Genomic DNA, 18,513 nt, shown 5'->3' with positions numbered 1-18,513 from the left:
TCATTCTTTTATATTATGCTCTTTAGCATAGGCTTGTATCTTAGCTCTAAGCTCTTCAGGAAAGTTAGCTCTATAAATAGCTGGGATTCTTGGATCAAGTTTAGCATCTAAGTCTCCTTTTTTATAAATCCATTCTAGTCTTTCAGGTGTGAAATAATAAGGGGCATTAGGATAACCTTGAGGAGGAGTTAGGGCTGCGAGTTTGGCTTGTAAATAAAGCTCTTCTAAATAAATTTCTACATCTGCTTCACTCCAGTGATTGGGTATATCATAACTATAAGCTCTTACAAAGCCGGTCTTGTTGCCAGTTAAATATTTATCGAATTCCCATCTACTTTCAGGAGTAGAATCCACATCTCTTGGATCTTTTATTTTGCCTTCATCGATTTCATTTAAGAATGTTCTCATTACACCATTATCGACATCACTAATAAAATCATATTCATTTGAATCTATAATCCATTCTGTAGAGATTAACTCATCTAAGAAAGGAAGCATTCCGTATTTATCATAAGGAGGATTTTTAGCAAAGTCTTTGATGAGTTGTTGTTTTAAAGGATTTTTATGTATTCCATATAAAGGATGATACAATCTTTCTAAACATTTTTTATCTCCTAATTGCACTCCAAGCCAAAGAGCTTGAAAGCCTCTTGATTTTAAACCAGAATCACTAAGCCCTATGGCTGCATCATAAAAAGCCTTTTTATTACCCAAGATACCTAAGCAAAGTTGATATTCTCCTGCAATTAGATCAGAATATATAGTATTTGCCTTAGCACCAAAAGCTCCATAAGCTCCATGTTCAAAAGCATTTTTATAAAGCTCTTCACTGCTATCTTCAAGCTGAACAAAATAAAATCTATCATCAAATACTGTATCTTCTATCTTACGCGAATAAACATACAAACCCCAATAAGCATCCCCTAAGTCATACTTTTCTATAAGTTCTTCATAAATCCTTATACTTCTATAATTAGCCTTTAAAAATTCATTAATCAATTTATCCAATAAAGCTTCATTATTTTCATCTTGATCTAATTTACCTATAATAGCTCTAAAATAATCTTTTGAATATCCAAGTTCTGCTAAAGCAAGTCCTGCTTTATAATCTTTACCCTCTTCATAAGCATAGCTTAAATTCTTAATGGCTTTTTGAAAAAGATCATATCCTTTATAATCTAATCTCTTAGCTTCTTTATAATCTTTCATACCTTGCTCATAAGCATTTATAAATCTTTTTTCTTTAGGTCTTTTAGGTCTTGTTAAAGTGCTATCTTTTAAATCTACAGGAGTGCATACTAAGCCACTTCTTTTTACTAAATAATTATACCTTCCTTCTCCATCTAAAGAATGAAAATAAGCTTTTTCTGCTTTAGTCCAAGGAGCAATCGCTCCTTTTATAGGATCTTTTAAATAAATCTTTTGCCAATCTTTAAATTCCACTAGAGTGGATTTTTGTCCTGTATGAAATTCTGGATCTAAATACTTAGGCTCATAAGATTTTTTATAAGGAGAATTATCGACTATATGAACAGCTTCTAAAAGAGCTTTGGTGTATTCTTGGGTGTATTTGCCAGTGGGTTTTTTTCGCTGATTGAATAAAAATTCATTGGTTTTTGTATTGAGTTTTATACCTCCTCCATTAGGTGTATGGACCATTTTAATATCTTTATCGTTCATATCCTCTCCTTTGCAAGCATTTAGGGTAAAAATAAGTAAGGTGGCTAAAAATAATTTATTCATTAATAAGTCCTTTCTGCTATGATAGTGGTGGCTAGTCTGCCTAAAAAAGGTGGGCGTTTTTCAGAAGTTTTATTCTTATCTTGTTGGCTTATTTCTATATTTTTATTTAATAGACTATCATCTTCACTATTTTCATCATTAATTCCAACATATAAAGCCTTGATATTATTTTTGCCTATGATTTTAAGACTAGAAAGTATTTGTTTGCCTTTGGCATTTAGATTTCCACTTATCACTTCAGAAAGAATTTTGATGAGTTCATTATAAGCTTTTAAAACACTATCTTTATCATCGTTACTGCTTTTAAATTTTTCAATTAAAGCTCGTTTTATTTCCTTTTGAGGAATATCTAAATTTTCGTGGATGAAATTTTCATCTAAATAATATTGTTTCACAATATCCTCCTTTGTAATGTGTCTTTGTAAAATTTTTTGCATAAAGCTTTTATCATCGAGTCCTCCTCTTAATTCATCAGGCACTATATAAGAAAGAAGTTTTTTAACCACCATTTCTCTTATGGTATAAACTGCTGAAGTGCTAAATTCTTGCCTTACTTTTTTATATGTTGAAGAATAAAGCATAATATTTGGAAAAATTTCTAAAGAAAGTGCTTCAAGTCTTGAGCCAAATAAGGCTGTGGAAAAATTATAAGAAGCAAAATTTGAATGCAGGGCTAAAGGATAGCTTAAAAATTCATTTCTTATCGTAGCATAAGGGCGGTGATGTCTTTCGAGATTAAGGAAAAATATATCTTCATATTCTGCAAGCAAATTTTGAGTAAGGGTTTTATATACATCATTAGCAATATATTTAGCTATACTGCTAATAGCACTTATGCCAACACTTGTAGCCAATTCTTTTGGAGAGGCTAAAGTTTTGAAAAAACGCATTCTATGATAAAAGCCTAAATCTTGCATTACCCCTTTTCTTCTAGTGTATGCACTCGCTTTTATTTTATCTTCACCGCCTTCTAAATCTACATAAGTAAAAAGATGTCCTTCTATTTTCTTGTTTGTATTCAATCTTTTTTTCGAGTCAGAATGTAAATTATCAACCGTATCTTTGATAACATTTTCATCGATTCTAAAATGTGAAAGTTTTTTTACAAATTCTTTATTATTTTTTAAAATTTTATAATCTTCCTTTAAAGCCAACAAAAGAGCCAAACTTGGATGAAAACTATCGAGAATTTCTTTACCTGCTGTTTTTAGATCTTTTGCATTCAATTTTAAAAAATCTTGCAAAAAGCCTTTAGCTAATTCTTTTTTACTCAACATAGAGCTAAAATTTTTACCAAGTAAAGAAAGATTTTTAATCAGTTCTTTATTTTTAACTATAACAGCAATACTAGTGAGTGCAAATATAAGTGCTAATTTCGCAAAAGCCTTTTCAAAACCATCCGCAAAAGGGACAAGAGAAGAGATAAAATCTTCAAAAGCTTTTTTCAAAATTTCACGGCGTAAATTTTTAAAATTGTTTTCATCATAAGCAGAATCTAGTTATTCCTTAGGGATAATATTTTTTAAAATAAAATCATCTACGCTTTTATAATCTTCACTAAGATCTATTTCTATATCACCTATTTGAAGTTTATTGTTAAGTTGTTCTAAAAAAGCTTTATCTGTAGCTATTTTATAAAAAAGTTCGCTAAGTTCTTTTAGATCGATATTGTGATCGTTAGAGTAATGCGAAGATGTGATTTTTATAGGAATCTTTTGTATTTTTGCACTAGCTATTATGAGTCCAATTTGTAAAATTTGCTCTATAGGCAAAAACTTTAGCCGACCATCAGGATGATTTTTATTAAAAGATTTAAGGGTTAAATTATCCAAAAGTGTTTTATAAAGATTTTTTTGATTTTCTTTGATTTTTTTTTCAATATTTTCAATATTTTTTTTATATTCTGCACTTAAGAAATGACTGGCTATTTCTTTTAATTTTACATTATTGTTTTTTTTCTTAAACCATTCTTTAAGAGCTTTAGCTTCAGTGGCACTTTCTTTTACAAAAGGAGAAAGTTGCAAAACAAATTCTTTAGAATCTTCATCTTGTTCAAGATCGTATTTGCTATAATCTATTTGTGTTTGATCTTTTGGAGCTTCAGGTCTTACAATATTTGTATTAAAGATCTCTTCGGTAATACTTTGACTTAAATTTACCATAGTATTGTGTGGTGCTTGTGAGATTAAAAGATAGTTTTTATTTTGTTTAGAGCTTGCATTGCCTTTTGAGATGTCATTTTTGATAAGTTTTGCTAAACCTCTTGATAAGAATTGAGGCTGTTCTACAAACACAAAATTTTTAAAATCTTTATCTTGTTCTTCATAAAGATCTAAAGCACATTGATAATTTTTTGAAAAATCATTAATATTAGGATTAAAAGTATGAAGAGTGCTGATATTTCCTAACTCATCTTGTTTTTTTTCTTTTGTTTGCGTTGGCTTGTCTGTAGTGATACCAAAATTTTGAAGAATACGACATTTTAAATCTTGATCACATTCTCCTTCTATAATATGAGTATTTTGATTAAGCATATCTTTGCCTTTTTTAAAAAAACATGAAAAATCAATTGCACTTAAATCCAAAAATTTATTATCATAAAAAATCATACAAGAATAAAGTTGCGTTGAGCAAAGAGCACTAATATAAGAAATATCCTCAAATAAAGTTTTCATAAGGGGCACTACAAAAGGAAGATAAAATTTACTTGCTTCCATTTTTTCTAATTCTTCTTCATAATCTATAATATCATTAATACCCATCCCAATATCAAAAGCTACTGCCCCTAAAGTCGCTACCACAGCCAAAGTACCTGTTCTAAGAGTGGCAATACCTATGACAATACCTACAATAACTGTTGCTATGGTTATACCTATTAGCCAAAGGGTTCTTGTTTTATCTTTGTCTCCATCTTCTAGGACTTTAATTAAATTCTTTTTGATTTCATCAAAAGTATCATCAAGGATTTTTTCAAATTTTTGCTTATCTTCTTTAGCAAAGATATTTTTTTGACTAAGTAATGCAAGATCATTTTTGATATCATCGCAAAGTTTATTAAGATAGATAAAAGCTTGATTTTTTTCTGCCTCTTCTTTGCTAATATTTTCTTTACCCCACAAATTGCTTTGTTTTAATAATAGTGTAAAACAAAGCTGAAAAGTAGGGTGTTGGTATTGTTTTAACATTTTTTCTAATGTATCAGATTCTCCATTGACATAATGACATGCCAACGAAACTGTTCTGTTATCTTCTGGAAAACAAGTAAATTGTTTAGTTATTTCATCTTGTCTCTTGATTATCAACGCTTCTGAAATTCTAGAATGTTCATAAGCAATCATTCTTCTAGTATTTGAATCATTTACCACTGCCTTATAAAACTTCACCAAAGGATTTGAATGAGCTTCATTTTTAAGGTATTGTATAGGTATGGTGATTTTAAAATCTTTCTTCTTTATTTGTGTTTTAGTTTCCAAACTCATTTCAATTTCTTTATCAAAAAGAGTATTAAAATCGATATTTTCCCAAGTATAAAATTTAAATTTTTCTTTTTTGCTATCATTATATTTAAGCAAATCAGAAATACGTTGTGCTATAAAAGCATTGGGAGCTATAACGATGAGTTTTTCTGGCTCTTTATGTTGAATGATATTTTCAATTTTTTGCTTTATATTTTTAAAATCAAGATTATGAAGAATAGAGTGAATATTTATAGTATCTTTCATGTTTTACCTTATGCAAAAAATTGAAGTTTGTGTTAATTTTTCATATAAATTTTCATTAAAAATGATTTTTATATGCTTAGCTTCATAGGGTGCTAAATAAATTTCAATACTTTTACTTGTTTTATCATCATAGATATTAACTTTATCTACAATTTTAAATTTTCCTACTCCATAATCTTTATTGTTTTGATAAGTTTCATTATCTTTATAATATTTTTTTAAAACTTTTGGGATATTTTTTGGAATGATAAAAATATAAAATTTTGTATGATTTTGCAGTGTAATATCCATGAATTTATAAAGATTTTCTTTAGTAGTATAATCTTGCAATAAGTTTTTAACAAGCTCTTGAGATTTTAAAAACTCATCAAGTTCTTTAGCTTTGCTGATTTCAAGTTTGTATTCTTTTATACCATTATCATTTGAACTTAATTCCTCACCTAAAATTTTCATAGAATGAATAGGTATAAAGTCTTTTTGCTCATAATCAATTTTATAATCAATATAAAAAATAGGTTTTTCATATCCTAAACCACTTTCCTTACTCTCACCTCCCAAACCCTCCTTAGGATCAAAACTATGATCGAATTTAAACTGAGTAGGAGTAAAGCTTACTTTTAAAGGAAAGCCTTTGTCTGTGATACAAGCTGAGATTAGTTCTTGTAATATAGCATATTCATTATTGACTTTCTTTTGAGATAAGGCTCCTTTTACATTCGCAACTTTACTACAAGGAACACTTACACCTGCTATAGTATTAGGACAAGCACTTATACTAGAATTAAGCAAATCACTTTCTAGCATAATAGGGATGTTATTGTCTTTAAAAGATTTTCCTTTATTTGATTGAAGTATGACTTTACCTCCATGGATGCATTCTAGGTTTTGATTTTCTAAAAGGGCATGAAGTTTAGCTATACTTTGTTTTTTATCTACTTGTGTGGTTTTTTGTTCTTTTATAGTGTTTGAAATTAAATCTTTATATTCTAAGCTTTGCTTACTTAAGCATTCTAATTTGATATTTAAAGAATTTTCTATGATAGAATAATTAAGTAAGCAAAGTTCATCATTTTTATAAAAAATACTAAGTCTTCCTAAACCACTGCTTTCATCTTTAGGAGAAAAATAATAACTGGGTCTGTCTTGTTTTATAATATTATCTTTATCTAATTCTCCAAAATAAAAAGGATTATTAGGAAGTTCGGTTGAGCCTGTAAGGAGGGTGGAGTTTAGGAAGATATAAGCTTGGTAATTTTGAAGTTCTTTAAAAGTAAAATCTGTCGTTGCTTCTAATTTATAAAGCTCTTCATAAATACTTTGACAATCAATTATACTTTTATTTTCACAAAATAAATAAATACTTTTTTTATCTCTATGAATAGAATATAAAAAGTCTCTACTTATCATAATTTTCCTAAATAATACCTATTTTGGCTTTTCCACTAAAATACAAAGCTTGTGATATTTTACAAACTCCACCTAAATACTGCTCATTCCAAATTTGATCTTTTGTTTTATAACTTTTTGAATTATATCCGTATATTTTTGTTATATTATTAATATTTTCAAGACATTTCATATCTTTATAAACTACAATAAAAATTCTAAATTCCCCAATGGCAATTTTATAGGCTAAATTTTCTTGATTATTAACAAAGGAACAATCTTTTCTGTATTTATTAAAATCATTTTTATCAAGAATTAAAATGTATTTTTCTTTTTCTTGCACCTTTAAAATAAAATCTATGATTTTTGTTTGATTAATAACAGGAGCGTTATAGCTTGTATAATAACTATCCCCAACTACTTCTAAAATATCATTTGTTTCTTGCATTATAGTTGCTATTAATGAAAGAAAGTATTCAAAATAATTGATTTTTTCTGGGGAAGTTCTAAAAGGACCAAGAGGTCCATTTTTAAGAGTAAAATTTTTATTATTAATCGCATTATTTTTTAACACAAAAGTTTCTGTATATATTTGAATATTTTTCATAAAATGATTAAGATACTCTATACACTCGCTAAGGCTTTTATCTTTGACTTTGTTATAGTTAGCATCTAATTCTAAAAGATAAGAATAAAAATAGAGGGTTTGAGTGAGGGGGATAATGGAGTGATCCCCTGTTATTCCAGAGCTTGTATTGATTGTATGAAGCAATGTTGTATCACTATATTGATTGTCTTGATGCAATCCTAGCTTAATCCCTAGTTTTGATATAGGAGAGCCTATATACCATTCATTTTTGTATTCATTATTGCTTGATTCACAATGATATATAGAATCTTGAATTGAGAGTTTGTATGTATATCTTTCATCTCCTTTAAGTCTAAAATTTTGAGATGTTCTCCTATCTTCTTTAAAATGTTGCCAATAATTATAAGCAAGTTGTCTATAATATGGTGCAACATCTGCTAAAATAGGAATAGCATTAATATTGAGTGTCATCATTGTTGTATTAGTAGAAATACTCATTGTTATCCCATAGTATTGACTTTGTTTTTCTTGGATTATCTTGTGTAATATCTCTTGTATCTTACTTTCTAAGAAAGCATCATTTTTGCCTAAATCTCTTGCTCTATTTGCTATATTTTCTATTTCTTCTTTTATAAATCTTTCTTGTTGTTCTTTGTTATGAAATACAAAGAGTTTTACTATATAATCATAAGGAGGTGCTATTTTTCTAGCTCCAGGTGCATTGTAAGTATATAAAGCTTTGATATTATTTTTATTCTTATCATCACATAAACTTAAAGCAAGTAATTGTGCTAGACAACCTCCTAGAGAATGTCCTGTAATAACAAGAGAATCTTTTTCTTTGATTTGTGGATAATCTTTAATACAAGTTTCATAAAAGTTTATCATATCATCATATTGTGCTTTGGGTATAGAGCCTACAGCTAAAGAAGCATCAGCTATAAACAAATCTTTAAAAGAACTCATTTCTGTGCCACGAAGGGCTAAAATATAATTGATATAGCCATATTCACTTGTATAGCTTTTTTCTTTTGTTTTACTATTAATTTGTTTTCTTTTTTCTCCAAATAGTGTAGCAGAAAAACCTGAATCTGTATTAGGGCAATGTTTTAATAAATCATATCTTTGAAAAAATCTTTGTGCTTGGAGTGGGGAGAAGTCGCCACCTAAGAAATGCTTATGATGCCAAGAATCTTTAGGTTTATCATTATTGTTTTTAAAATATTTGTGTTCTAGGTTGAGAATATCCGTGTAGGTGGGGAATGTAGATTGGGTTTTATCTTCTTTAATATCTCTAAAATATTTTAATCTCTCTTTATCTGTGCTATCTTTATTAAAATCATACCTTGGATTAGCCAGATGAAAATATCCATACGCTGCCCAAGCAAGTTCAGCATTGTCTTTTAATTTATTGATCGCTGCTTTATTCTTCATTGTTTAGTCCTTTTTGAAATATATACAACTTATTGGGACACTTCCTAAAAAAAATCCCGTCCCCTCATTACCTGCTGGGAGGGGTCTCATTTTATCCCAATTAGCATACAACATTATCTTTTCAATATTGTCTCTTCTTGCTTGATTATTTTTAAAAAATAATGTAAAGGAATAATATACCCTATTATCATATTTCTTAATTTTATATAAGAAATCTCCATAATCATTAATGCGTGATTTTTGCTGTATATCTTTCCAATCCATCGCATCCCAACTCATATCAAAATGCCTTAGCACTTTATTATAATATTCCTCATCTATCTTACCACCATTAGCTTGGTAAATCTCTGGGTCTAATTGGCATATTTCTCTAAACTCATAAAAGCTAGGTTCTAAATAATAAGAATAAGGTGTGTAGTAAAAAATAATTAAACCTATACTTCCAAGAAAGACTAAAAACTTTGAAACATTTTTTTTAGATTTAAAGATGATTGTATATATACACTTAAGAATGAGATAAGAAAGAATAATAGAAATTATAATAAGAAGTAATATGTATGTCATGGGTTATCTCCTTAGATTCTCTATCTCATTAAAATTAAAATATAATTGATATAGCCATATTCACTTGTATAGCTTTTTTCTTTTGTTTTACTATTAATTTGTTTTCTTTTTTCTCCAAATAGTGTAGCAGAAAAACCTGAATCTGTATTAGGGCAATGTTTTAATAAATCATATATTTCAAAGAATTGTTTGGCTTGGAGTGGGGAGAAGTTGCCACCGAGTTTGCCAATTTTTTCTGGGTTTCCAAATATATCTAGTTTAATAACTTCGACCCCTTTATATTCAATATCTAATACATCGTTTAAATCAATGGATTTTGTGATTGCTTTTTTATTTTCATCTATTCTATTTTTGCCTGATTCATCTTGTAGCCAAACAGCGTAAGACTTTTTTTGCTGTTCTAAAAAATAGTGAAAATATCCATATGCTGCCCAAGCCAATTCTGCATTATCTTTGAGCTTTTTAATCTGTTCTTTATTGTTCATTATTTGTTCCTTTAAAAAGCAAATCCCTTTTGAAATATCTACATTCTACAGAAGTTTTCCAATTTATTCTAAAATCCATATTGCCTTCATTGCCAAATACTTGAGGATAATAGACAATCCAACTCGGAGAAAATTCAATATTAGTGATATTATCTATAGAAAAAATTTTATTATTATTGTCTTTTAAGTCTGTATAAGCACGCAACACTATACTATCTTTGTATGTTGTGTTTTTAAGAAAGACATATTTATCCCCCAGTTTTAATCCAAAATATCCCAAAATTTTATTGTATTTTTCCTCACCATTTGGTAAATCATTAATCTTGCATAGTTTCCTAAACTCCCAATAATTAGGTTGTATCCACCAAAATGGCACAAAGCCAAGAGGAATACCTATAAAATAGATTCCACTACATACAATAAAAGTTAAGATAATCTTTTTAGGCGTAAGAAACTTTTTCATTATTTAGCTTCCTTAGGCTCTGTTCCTCGTATGACTATAATCTTTTGATTATTATCCTTAGTATCTTCAAACAAAGTAGCAGAAAAACCACTAAAAGTATTAGGCTGGTGAAATTTGATTGTATAGCGTTTTGCAAAGTTTTGTGCTTGGATTTCACTAAATTCTCCGTTGAGTTTATCAAAATTTGTTTTTTCATCAAAGAAATTTAACATTTTTGATTGCCAAGCATCATCTTGTCTTAAATCAATCAATACTTCTTTATCTTTATATTTTTGACTTACAACATGTTCTAAATTTACTTTTATTTCTCTATAGCCTCTAAGAGAATTTTTATCTTGAATTTTTTCTTGATTAGAATCTAACTCAAATATATTTCTAGTATTTAAAAAATTAAAATAAAAATAACTAGCTTGGGCTAGTTCTGCATAATCTTTTAAATTATTAATTTGAGTTTTCATTTAGTCACCTAAAAACTTGAACGAACAATTATTAAAAAAATAATAAAAGCTACAGGATAATATAATAATATCCATAATGCATTTATAATATATTTTCTTTCTTTTTTTATCACAAAATATGCGATATTAAAAATAAATAATGGGGGCAAACAAATTATAGCTACAAATTGTAAAGCAAGTATGAAAAAATCTGTAAAACCCATATTATCAAATCCATGTGCTGTAGGCAAAAAAATTACATGTCCAATTATCCAAAATACCATCCAAACAATATATAAAAATTTTAGTGCTCTCACTCTGTCCCCCTAAACCCTATTATAAATTTATCTTTTTCTTTATCATAAAAAGAATTTAAGACTCTTGCATAGGTTGTAAAAAATCCTCATCGATTAAAATATCCACCACATCTTTAAACATAGGTAAAGCACTTTGTGCCGCATAATAACTATAGGGTTTTGTTGGATTTCTTACCAAAACTCCTATGGTATAAGAATGTTTTGCATCATTTGCAAAACCAAAAAAAGACGCATTGTAGCGATTGGCTGTATAGCCTTGCTTTTCCGCAATTCTCGCAGTTCCTGTTTTTCCCCCTAAAACAATGCCTTTGGTTAAGGCTTTTTTTCCTGTGCCTTTTTCTATCACATCAATAAGAATTTTTTTCATTGTATTTGCTGCTTCACTTGAAAGAATTTTTTCTTTTTTAATATCTTCATCAAGCTGTTCAAAATGCCCATTTTGATAAAATTTTTCAGCAATTCTTGGGGTGATATAAACACCATCATTATTAAAAACATTATAGGCTGCAAGAAGTTGCATAAAGGTGGTTTTAAGCCCGTATCCATAGCTTAAAACAGATTTTTCTATATCCCTTAATTTGTTTGAATGAGGAAGTTCTCCTTTTTGTTCATAGGGTAAATCCACTCCGCTTTTTTCACCAAATTTAAAGATTTTAAGACCAGAAATGATTTCTAAATTCTTAAGCCTTTTAGCAATTTGTATCATTCCTATATTTGAAGAATACACAATCACTTCCGCCATAGTCATTTTATCAAGTTTATGGTTATCTTGAATGATGAATTTTCCAAGCTTGTATTGTCCAGAATAAGTATTGACAACTTCATTTACATTAATTTTTCCAAGCCTTAAAGCGGTGGTGAAAATAAAAGGTTTGATTACAGAGCCTGCTTCGTATCCGTATTCTATAACACTTGCATTGAGCAAGGAAAGATCTTTGCTGCGATTTTGCGGGTCATATCTTCTTGAGCTTGCTAGGGCTAAAATTTTGCCCGTTTTGCTTTCCATAACAGCTACGAGAATTTCATTGGCTTTTAGGTCTTCATTACGTTCATCTATCGCATTTTCTATGGTTTTTTGAAGTTTTAAAGAGATATTAAGATATAAATCACAACCATTGACTTTGCTTTGTCTTAAAGAATTTAAATTTAAAATGATATTTCCACCTATATCTTTAAGTCCTTGAATTTTCTCATCTTGCAAGGGATTGAGGCATTCATCGTAATATTTTTCAAGTCCTTTAACACCCACATTTTTAAGGATATTGTGTTCTTTGTCTAAAATCCCTTTCGTATAACCTATAACAGGAGTTAATGTATCATGAGACATATAGTTTCTATCTTCTTGATGCTCTATGATGCTAAGCCCTCGCGTTTCAACGCGATTGTTGCTATTTGTGAAAGCCTTGAAAAAACCTTGAGCATAGAGTTTCTTAGATAAATCTTTTAAATGACTTGCTTGTTTGGAATTTAAATTTTGTAAAAGAATGAAGTTATAATTTTTCTTTTTTTGCTCTCTCATTCTTTTTTTTATATCTTCTAATTGTTTATCATCAATACCGCTATAAATTTGAAAAAGTTTTAGGAAAAAATCAAGTTTATCCTTATTTATACTTCTAAGATCAATTTCAGCACGATAAATTTGTCTTGAGTTTGAAATGGTGAAATTATCCTTAGTGATGATACTTCCCCTTAAAGCTAAAGAATATTGGTCTTTTTCAGTATTTGGAATCAATCTTTTAGAAGTTAAAAAGAAAGTTGATACAAGAAAAATAATCATAAACAAAAGTGCCATGCAAAAAGCAAAGGCAACCTTTGAAACCTTGTTTTTTTTAGCCTCTTGCATCAAGGTTTAAATTTGTGTTCTTGTGATTTCTTTATAAGCATTGATCGCTTTATTTCGCACTTCAAGCATAAATCTCATACTGCTTTCAGCCTTAGTGATTGCAATGGCTGCTTGATGCAAATCCTTAACCTCTCCTGTAGCTATATCTGTCATCGCGGCTTCACCTTCAACTTGAGCTTTATTAAGATCCTCTATGGAATTCTTAAGAAGTTTTGAGAATTCCTCGCCTATACTAGAATTTTCACTTTTATTTTGAGTGGTGCTTGTATGAGCTACATTATTAAGCTGTTTTAAATCGTTAATATTATTCATTTTATTTATCCTCTTAATAATTCAATCGCACTTTGAGCAATAGCCTTCGTGCTTGTAAAAGCACTTACATTTGCTTGATAAGCCCTTGTTGCTTCAATTAAATCAGCCATTTCAATGACCGGATTTATATTAGGATATGCCACATAACCTTCTGCATTTGCATCGGGGTGTGAGGGTTCATATTTCATACGAAATTCTTTATCATCGCGAACCACTTTATCCACAACTACGCCCATAATAGCCGGCTTAGCGTATCTAGGAGAAGAAGGATCGTTGAGTGGATTTTCATATTCTAAGAAATTATTGTCCTTATTGATTTGCTCATTCAAAAGTTTATCAAAATCTTTTGTTTTGAAATTATTTGCGAGCTGGTCAAAATCTTTCGCTTTAAAAATCACTTCTCTTCTTCTATAAGGTCCGCCTTCGGCTGTCCTTGTTGTATTAGCATTAGCTATGTTTGAACTTATGACATTCATTCTAAAACGTTGAGCACTTAATCCATATCCGCTAATATCAAAATCGCTTAAGTATGCCATATTTTACCTTTAACTTAATTTAGAGCTTGCATCAATTATAGAAGTAAAAATATTTCCTTGTCTTCTTAAAACTCCATCAAGAGCCGTAATCATCATAGCATTCTTACTCATTTCTGAAGTTTCAACATCTAAATCAACAGTGTTTGCATCATTTCTTGCTAGATGCCCATCTCTTAGATAAATTGTTGATTTATTTGGGTCTGGGAATTTCCAAGGTTTTTGATGCTCTTCATTTGTTATAGCGAGCTCTAGTTCTTTTTTATTTTTTGTTTTGAAAATTTCATCTGCACGATTTACGAGTGCTGTTTCAAATTCTATATCTCTTGCTTTATAAAAAGGAGTATCAACATTTGCAAGATTTGAGCTAATCATTTGACTCCTCAAATTTCTACCCGCTAAAGCACCAACAACGAGTTCTTTTGATTTAAATGGATTGATTAGCATTTTTTCTCCCTTTTAAAATATAAAACTTAACGAGATATAAAGCAAAAAGTATTCCAAGTTTTATCATTATAAAAAATAATTTTTCAAAAATTCTGTGTCAAATTTCTCATCTTTAAAATAATTTTAGATTGACAATAAACACTCGTAAAAATTTTATAAAACATAAAAACGAGCATTATACAACTTAAAAATTAAATTTAGGTTGTATATTTTAAAAACAATTTTAAAAAGCACTCATAAATATTTACTCCAAAATATTTTTTCATAGCTTAAGTTCATTATATATCGTAAAGATTTATCTTAGATTGTAAGAAAATATATAATAAATTCCTTAAAATATCAAATACACAAATTTCACTAAATTCTAACTACCTAATAGCACATTTGCTTAAAAATACCAAACTAATATTTTATAGCTAAGTTTTTGTTGATTTGTTAAAACAAATAAAATATTGTCAAAATTTTTTGATTTTCCTTTGCTATTTGCCGTATTGCAAAATATAAATAAAAGGTTTATAAAACAAAAGTGAGTGTTATCGTAATATTTAAAAATGAAAAAGGCAAAAGATAAATTATAAACAATCTGTCTGCTTACAATGGCTATTTATTTCTCATTTGCTTTAAATTTAGAATTAATAAGAAATTTATGCTTGAATGTATTAAAAAACAATAAATCTAAGAAAAATATAAATATGTAGTTATTGTGGTGCGGATGAAAGGACTTGAACCTTCACGCATTACTGCACCAGATCCTAAGTCTGGCGTGTCTGCCAATTTCACCACATCCGCTATGGTACGCTCAAGAGGATTCGAACCTCTGACCTACGGCTTAGAAGGCCGTTGCTCTATCCAGCTGAGCTATGAGCGCATAGTTTGGTGGTGCGCCCGATAGGAATCGAACCCATAACCTACAGATCCGAAGTCTGTCGCTCTATCCAGTTGAGCTACGAGCGCTCGTTGGGGTGAGTGATGGGAATTGAACCCACGACCCTCAGGACCACAATCTGATGCTCTAACCGACTGAGCTACACTCACCATTTTTAAAAAAATGGTCGGGGTGAAAAGATTCGAACTTTCGGCCCCCTGGTCCCAAACCAGGTGCGCTAACCAGACTGCGCTACACCCCGAGAAAAAATAAAGTTTATATAGTATCATAAAATTAAAAGAAAGTCAAGTTTTCTAAATTCTAAAAAATTAATTTACTTATTTTTGTCAATTTAAATTTTATAAATTCTTTACAAATAAAACTTTTATTTTTATGATAAATTTATATCACTCCATTTTCCATATATACTTTTATTTTTCAAAAGCTCTTTTAAGACGGATACAATGGATACATTTCTTTTAGCAGAGGTTCGCACAAATGAACCCGAAGGAAAACTAATGCAAATTGCAATATCTCTTTTGCAACACTGCTCATAGGCTTGTTTGTCAAATTTTTCTGTGGTTGCTGCAAAAATGAGTTTGCGTCCTATATAATCAATTTCTTGATTCATTTGATATGCAAGATTAGCAACTATTCCTGCTCCTTCTTTATGAAAAGCTTGAAGATTGCAATTTCCAAAAATACAAATATTTGATAAATTTTCGTTATAAGGGATATAAGGCTTCTCGTCTTTAAATACAAAATTGACTCTATAAAGTCTATTTGACCTATTTTTTAATTTCTCTACCAACTCAAATTGAGAATTTGTTTTTGTTTCAAAAAAGCTTGTTTCTTTGAGATAATCAGCAATCACTTTTGCCGTTAATTTCGCTCCTTCATAAGAAATAAAATGTTCAAAATCAAAAAGATGATTTGTATTTTTATTTTGCATAAAATGAGGAAACATATCAATCACTTCCACATCTTTTTGCAAAAGCTCTAAAACCATTTTTCGCCATTGTGGAGCGGTCGTTGCACCTTGTCTGAAAGAAGAACTTATTAATTCTGGGTAAATTGTTTTTTTACACGGCAAAGCAACATAAATCAAACGGGTTTTATGTTGCCATAAGGCTTTGCTTAAATAAGCAATGTGCTCAACTGCACATCGCAAATCCCCCCCCCAAGACCTTCTTTTGAATGAAAGAGGTGCAAAATAACCTATACAATGATGATCCAAGTTGTCTCCGCTTGAAATTTTAGTAACTTTATAAGAGAAAATCTTATTCAAAAAAGTCTGACGATAAAATTTTCTCAAATCTTTTCTAAAGTTTTTTAGCTGTTTGTATTGATATTTAAAACTACCGAATGCTTCAATTTCTTTATATATAGAATTTATTGATTCTTTGGTCTTTTGTGCTATAGCTTGATGATTTATTTTCAACTTAACTCCTTTGATTTTTATAATTAAATATAATTAAAGTAAATATTCAGTAAAATCAAACTTTCTAAAACATCAACACTCTTTAAAAACAGAATAATTATAAAATGAGAATTAAATTTTAAAAATCTTTAATTTTACGATTTTAACTCCTCGCATTCTAAAACTATCTTAGCTTCTTTTTGACTAAAATGATAGATTGTATCTTCACAAGGATAGCTAATGCTTGTATTGTCCCATTGTTGTTTAGGATTTTGTTTTAAATTTTCAAGCATTAAGGGCAATTCTTTTAAAATCAAAGTCTTTAGACTCATTCCCATTCCATGACTTAAATTTTTTATAAATTTCCCATCAATTTCATCAGCAGAACAAATCATTCTTAATCTTGCATTGAAATTTAAATCTTTTAAGATTTTATAGAGTTCAGCTTTTTCTTGTGGTGGTGCTATGATTGTATCATATAAAGAATGATAGCTGACATAATAGGGCTTAGGATATTTGCTTTGAATTTTAAGATGATGAGGTTCTAAAATATTTCTGATTTGCCTTCTTGTAGGAGAAAAGAAATTCTTAGAATGTTGATTGCTTGTCCAAAGGGTTTTAGATGAAAAGAAAGCGATGATGTGTGGAGAAATTCCTATAGAACATTCAGCATATTTTATAAAATCAATCTCCTTTCCAAAACCTACAAGTCTCCAAAGAATTTTCGCATAAGAAGAATTATCAATCACAGCATCAACGAGATAGGGTGCAATCTTAGCAGTTAAATGAGCTAAATATCCTCCGTGTGAGCTTCCTAGCATAATCACACGCAAATCCCCCCCCCCTAGACTAAAGGGTGGATTAGCTTTGATATAAAGCAGAGCATTGATTAAATCCTGTGCTTGCATAATGCCAAAATTTTGATATTCGTTTTTGGTGGGCTCAAAAGTAAGATGAGTCTTTAATTCAAAATTTTCAAAGAGCTCTTTTTTCTTTATTTTTGCTTCTAAGACTTCATTGATGAAATGAAATTCTTTTGAGAATTCTTTGAGATTAAAAGCTGATGAAGTTTTTGGAAATTGAATGCGAATGTTTGAAACATCAAAAGGAAGTTTTATACCCAGTGTTTTACACGATTCTTCTAAAATGAGTCTGTCAATCTCATCAAAATAAGCCTTTGCTCCTGTTTGAGGGCGATTGCCTATACAATGATAATTCACACTCACCACAGCCACATTGAAATTTTCAGCCACAAAAGAAGCTAGATGTTCTCTATAATTTGAATCTGCGTCCCCTCCAAGTCCGGGTATGATGAAAAACAAAGCTTCTATAACTTTTTCATCATCAAAACAAAGTCTGAATTCAAGTTTAGATTCTCTTTTGAGTTCAAGTTCAACATCATCACAAGAATCAATCTCATAAGTTTGATTGACAATCATGGTAAAGCTCCTAATAAGACATAAATTTTACTCGCTAAGGCTTTGAAATTTTCTTTTTTACTCAAAGCCACACAGCTTTTATTGTGCGAAGTGCTTGTAAAATCAATCCTATCCAAAAGCTCTTTATCTCCACCATTTGCGATGGTTTCAAGGGCATTTTTTACATTATCATTGCTTGAAATTCCCATCATAACAAAATCAGCCTTGTGTATAAAAACAAGCTTAACACACTCCTCATCATCGCCCACTTTAAAACCTGCTTGTATATTAGCATTGTTTGGATTAACATTTGCAACCCCACTCACATTGCTCATTATTTTTATAGAATTTAAAGCATCGTTTTTCAAAGCATAAATGTTAATATCATTGACTAAGGTTCTAAGATTGTTTAAGCTTTTACTGATTTCAGCTTCGTCTTTGCTTGAACCAAATTGAGGCAGGGCAATGGCTGCTAAAATGCCTAATATGATAATCACGAATACAAGTTCTAAAATCGTAAAAGCTTTTTTCATCT

16 protein-coding genes and 5 tRNA genes are annotated in these 18,513 nt (G+C 29.6%); all 21 read right to left on the bottom strand.

Annotated elements, in window-relative coordinates:
- A complete protein-coding gene (locus tag CCUN_RS00630; RefSeq protein WP_085296598.1) occupies window positions 1–1,743 on the bottom strand; it encodes a hypothetical protein in 1,743 nt (580 codons plus the stop codon).
- Entirely contained in the window at window positions 1,743–3,191 is a 1,449-nt protein-coding gene (locus CCUN_RS00625; protein WP_027306075.1) for a hypothetical protein, read from the bottom strand. Before CCUN_RS00625 ends, CCUN_RS00630 begins: the two co-directional genes overlap by 1 nt.
- Window positions 3,192–3,242: 51 nt before the next feature.
- Window positions 3,243–5,465 (bottom strand): hypothetical protein, encoded by a 2,223-nt coding sequence (locus tag CCUN_RS00620; protein WP_027306076.1) that lies wholly within the window; start codon window positions 5,463–5,465, stop codon window positions 3,243–3,245.
- Between the two features lie 3 nt (window positions 5,466–5,468).
- Window positions 5,469–6,872: a hypothetical protein gene (locus CCUN_RS00615; RefSeq protein ID WP_085296597.1), complete on the bottom strand. Its 1,404-nt coding sequence runs from the start codon at window positions 6,870–6,872 to the stop codon at window positions 5,469–5,471.
- A 7-nt stretch (window positions 6,873–6,879) separates the two neighbouring features.
- Complete coding sequence (locus CCUN_RS09940) at window positions 6,880–8,874, bottom strand: lipase family protein (protein ID WP_232087693.1); 1,995 nt, start codon at window positions 8,872–8,874, stop codon at window positions 6,880–6,882.
- A gap of 3 nt (window positions 8,875–8,877) precedes the next feature.
- Window positions 8,878–9,438, bottom strand: coding sequence for a hypothetical protein (locus tag CCUN_RS00595; protein ID WP_027306047.1), 561 nt, complete (start codon window positions 9,436–9,438; stop codon window positions 8,878–8,880).
- 20 nt (window positions 9,439–9,458) lie between these two features.
- A complete protein-coding gene (locus tag CCUN_RS00590) occupies window positions 9,459–9,923 on the bottom strand; it encodes a hypothetical protein (RefSeq protein ID WP_027306046.1) in 465 nt (154 codons plus the stop codon).
- Window positions 9,913–10,386 carry a hypothetical protein gene (locus CCUN_RS00585; RefSeq protein ID WP_051521731.1) on the bottom strand — a complete coding sequence of 158 codons (474 nt, stop codon included), beginning with the start codon at window positions 10,384–10,386 and terminating at the stop codon, window positions 9,913–9,915. Before CCUN_RS00585 ends, CCUN_RS00590 begins: the two co-directional genes overlap by 11 nt.
- Entirely contained in the window at window positions 10,386–10,844 is a 459-nt protein-coding gene (locus CCUN_RS00580) for a hypothetical protein (protein WP_085296596.1), read from the bottom strand. The genes CCUN_RS00585 and CCUN_RS00580 overlap by 1 nt, the downstream gene beginning before the upstream one ends.
- A gap of 351 nt (window positions 10,845–11,195) precedes the next feature.
- The gene (locus CCUN_RS00570) at window positions 11,196–12,983 is read right to left on the bottom strand and encodes a peptidoglycan D,D-transpeptidase FtsI family protein (protein ID WP_027306044.1); all 1,788 of its coding nucleotides are present in this window, start codon (window positions 12,981–12,983) and stop codon (window positions 11,196–11,198) included.
- Between the two features lie 6 nt (window positions 12,984–12,989).
- The gene (fliE, locus tag CCUN_RS00565; RefSeq protein ID WP_027306043.1) at window positions 12,990–13,295 is read right to left on the bottom strand and encodes a flagellar hook-basal body complex protein FliE; all 306 of its coding nucleotides are present in this window, start codon (window positions 13,293–13,295) and stop codon (window positions 12,990–12,992) included.
- A 5-nt stretch (window positions 13,296–13,300) separates the two neighbouring features.
- On the bottom strand, window positions 13,301–13,831 hold the full coding sequence (flgC, locus tag CCUN_RS00560) for a flagellar basal body rod protein FlgC (RefSeq protein ID WP_027306042.1): 531 nt from the start codon (window positions 13,829–13,831) through the stop codon (window positions 13,301–13,303).
- Window positions 13,832–13,840: 9 nt separating this feature from the next.
- Window positions 13,841–14,275 (bottom strand): flagellar basal body rod protein FlgB, encoded by a 435-nt coding sequence (gene flgB, locus CCUN_RS00555; RefSeq protein WP_027306041.1) that lies wholly within the window; start codon window positions 14,273–14,275, stop codon window positions 13,841–13,843.
- 704 nt (window positions 14,276–14,979) lie between these two features.
- Window positions 14,980–15,064, bottom strand: a tRNA-Leu gene (locus CCUN_RS00550).
- A gap of 2 nt (window positions 15,065–15,066) precedes the next feature.
- Window positions 15,067–15,143 (bottom strand) — tRNA-Arg (locus CCUN_RS00545).
- 9 nt (window positions 15,144–15,152) lie between these two features.
- Window positions 15,153–15,229: transfer RNA gene (locus CCUN_RS00540), tRNA-Arg, on the bottom strand.
- 4 nt (window positions 15,230–15,233) lie between these two features.
- Window positions 15,234–15,310 (bottom strand) — tRNA-His (locus CCUN_RS00535).
- Window positions 15,311–15,324: 14 nt separating this feature from the next.
- Window positions 15,325–15,402 (bottom strand) — tRNA-Pro (locus CCUN_RS00530).
- A gap of 129 nt (window positions 15,403–15,531) precedes the next feature.
- The gene (locus CCUN_RS00525) at window positions 15,532–16,581 is read right to left on the bottom strand and encodes an alginate O-acetyltransferase AlgX-related protein (protein WP_164502900.1); all 1,050 of its coding nucleotides are present in this window, start codon (window positions 16,579–16,581) and stop codon (window positions 15,532–15,534) included.
- A gap of 134 nt (window positions 16,582–16,715) precedes the next feature.
- Complete coding sequence (locus CCUN_RS00520) at window positions 16,716–17,999, bottom strand: DUF2920 family protein (RefSeq protein ID WP_085296594.1); 1,284 nt, start codon at window positions 17,997–17,999, stop codon at window positions 16,716–16,718.
- Window positions 17,996–18,511, bottom strand: a complete 516-nt coding sequence (locus CCUN_RS00515) for a prepilin-type N-terminal cleavage/methylation domain-containing protein (protein ID WP_027305003.1) — start codon at window positions 18,509–18,511, stop codon at window positions 17,996–17,998. The genes CCUN_RS00520 and CCUN_RS00515 overlap by 4 nt, the downstream gene beginning before the upstream one ends.
- Window positions 18,512–18,513: the final 2 nt, after the last annotated feature.

The sequence above is a fragment of the Campylobacter cuniculorum DSM 23162 = LMG 24588 genome, from assembly GCF_002104335.1.
Taxonomy (GTDB): domain Bacteria; phylum Campylobacterota; class Campylobacteria; order Campylobacterales; family Campylobacteraceae; genus Campylobacter_D; species Campylobacter_D cuniculorum.
The sequence above is the reverse complement of the archived record's forward strand: the minus strand, read 5'-3'. Positions and strand labels throughout refer to the sequence as shown.

Bases quoted from the DNA above. Each gene is read 5' to 3' on its own strand.
- CCUN_RS00630 (WP_085296598.1), bottom strand. From the start codon at position 1,743: ATGAATAAATTATTTTTAGCCACCTTACTTATTTTTACCCTAAATGCT.
- CCUN_RS00620 (WP_027306076.1), bottom strand. From the start codon at position 5,465: ATGAAAGATACTATAAATATTCACTCTATTCTTCATAATCTTGATTTT.
- CCUN_RS00615 (WP_085296597.1), bottom strand. From the start codon at position 6,872: ATGATAAGTAGAGACTTTTTATATTCTATTCATAGAGATAAAAAAAGT.
- CCUN_RS09940 (WP_232087693.1), bottom strand. From the start codon at position 8,874: ATGAAGAATAAAGCAGCGATCAATAAATTAAAAGACAATGCTGAACTT.
- CCUN_RS00595 (WP_027306047.1), bottom strand. From the start codon at position 9,438: ATGACATACATATTACTTCTTATTATAATTTCTATTATTCTTTCTTAT.
- CCUN_RS00590 (WP_027306046.1), bottom strand. From the start codon at position 9,923: ATGAACAATAAAGAACAGATTAAAAAGCTCAAAGATAATGCAGAATTG.
- CCUN_RS00585 (WP_051521731.1), bottom strand. From the start codon at position 10,386: ATGAAAAAGTTTCTTACGCCTAAAAAGATTATCTTAACTTTTATTGTA.
- CCUN_RS00580 (WP_085296596.1), bottom strand. From the start codon at position 10,844: ATGAAAACTCAAATTAATAATTTAAAAGATTATGCAGAACTAGCCCAA.
- CCUN_RS00570 (WP_027306044.1), bottom strand. From the start codon at position 12,983: ATGCAAGAGGCTAAAAAAAACAAGGTTTCAAAGGTTGCCTTTGCTTTT.
- fliE (WP_027306043.1), bottom strand. From the start codon at position 13,295: ATGAATAATATTAACGATTTAAAACAGCTTAATAATGTAGCTCATACA.
- flgC (WP_027306042.1), bottom strand. From the start codon at position 13,831: ATGGCATACTTAAGCGATTTTGATATTAGCGGATATGGATTAAGTGCT.
- flgB (WP_027306041.1), bottom strand. From the start codon at position 14,275: ATGCTAATCAATCCATTTAAATCAAAAGAACTCGTTGTTGGTGCTTTA.
- CCUN_RS00520 (WP_085296594.1), bottom strand. From the start codon at position 17,999: ATGATTGTCAATCAAACTTATGAGATTGATTCTTGTGATGATGTTGAA.
- CCUN_RS00515 (WP_027305003.1), bottom strand. From the start codon at position 18,511: ATGAAAAAAGCTTTTACGATTTTAGAACTTGTATTCGTGATTATCATA.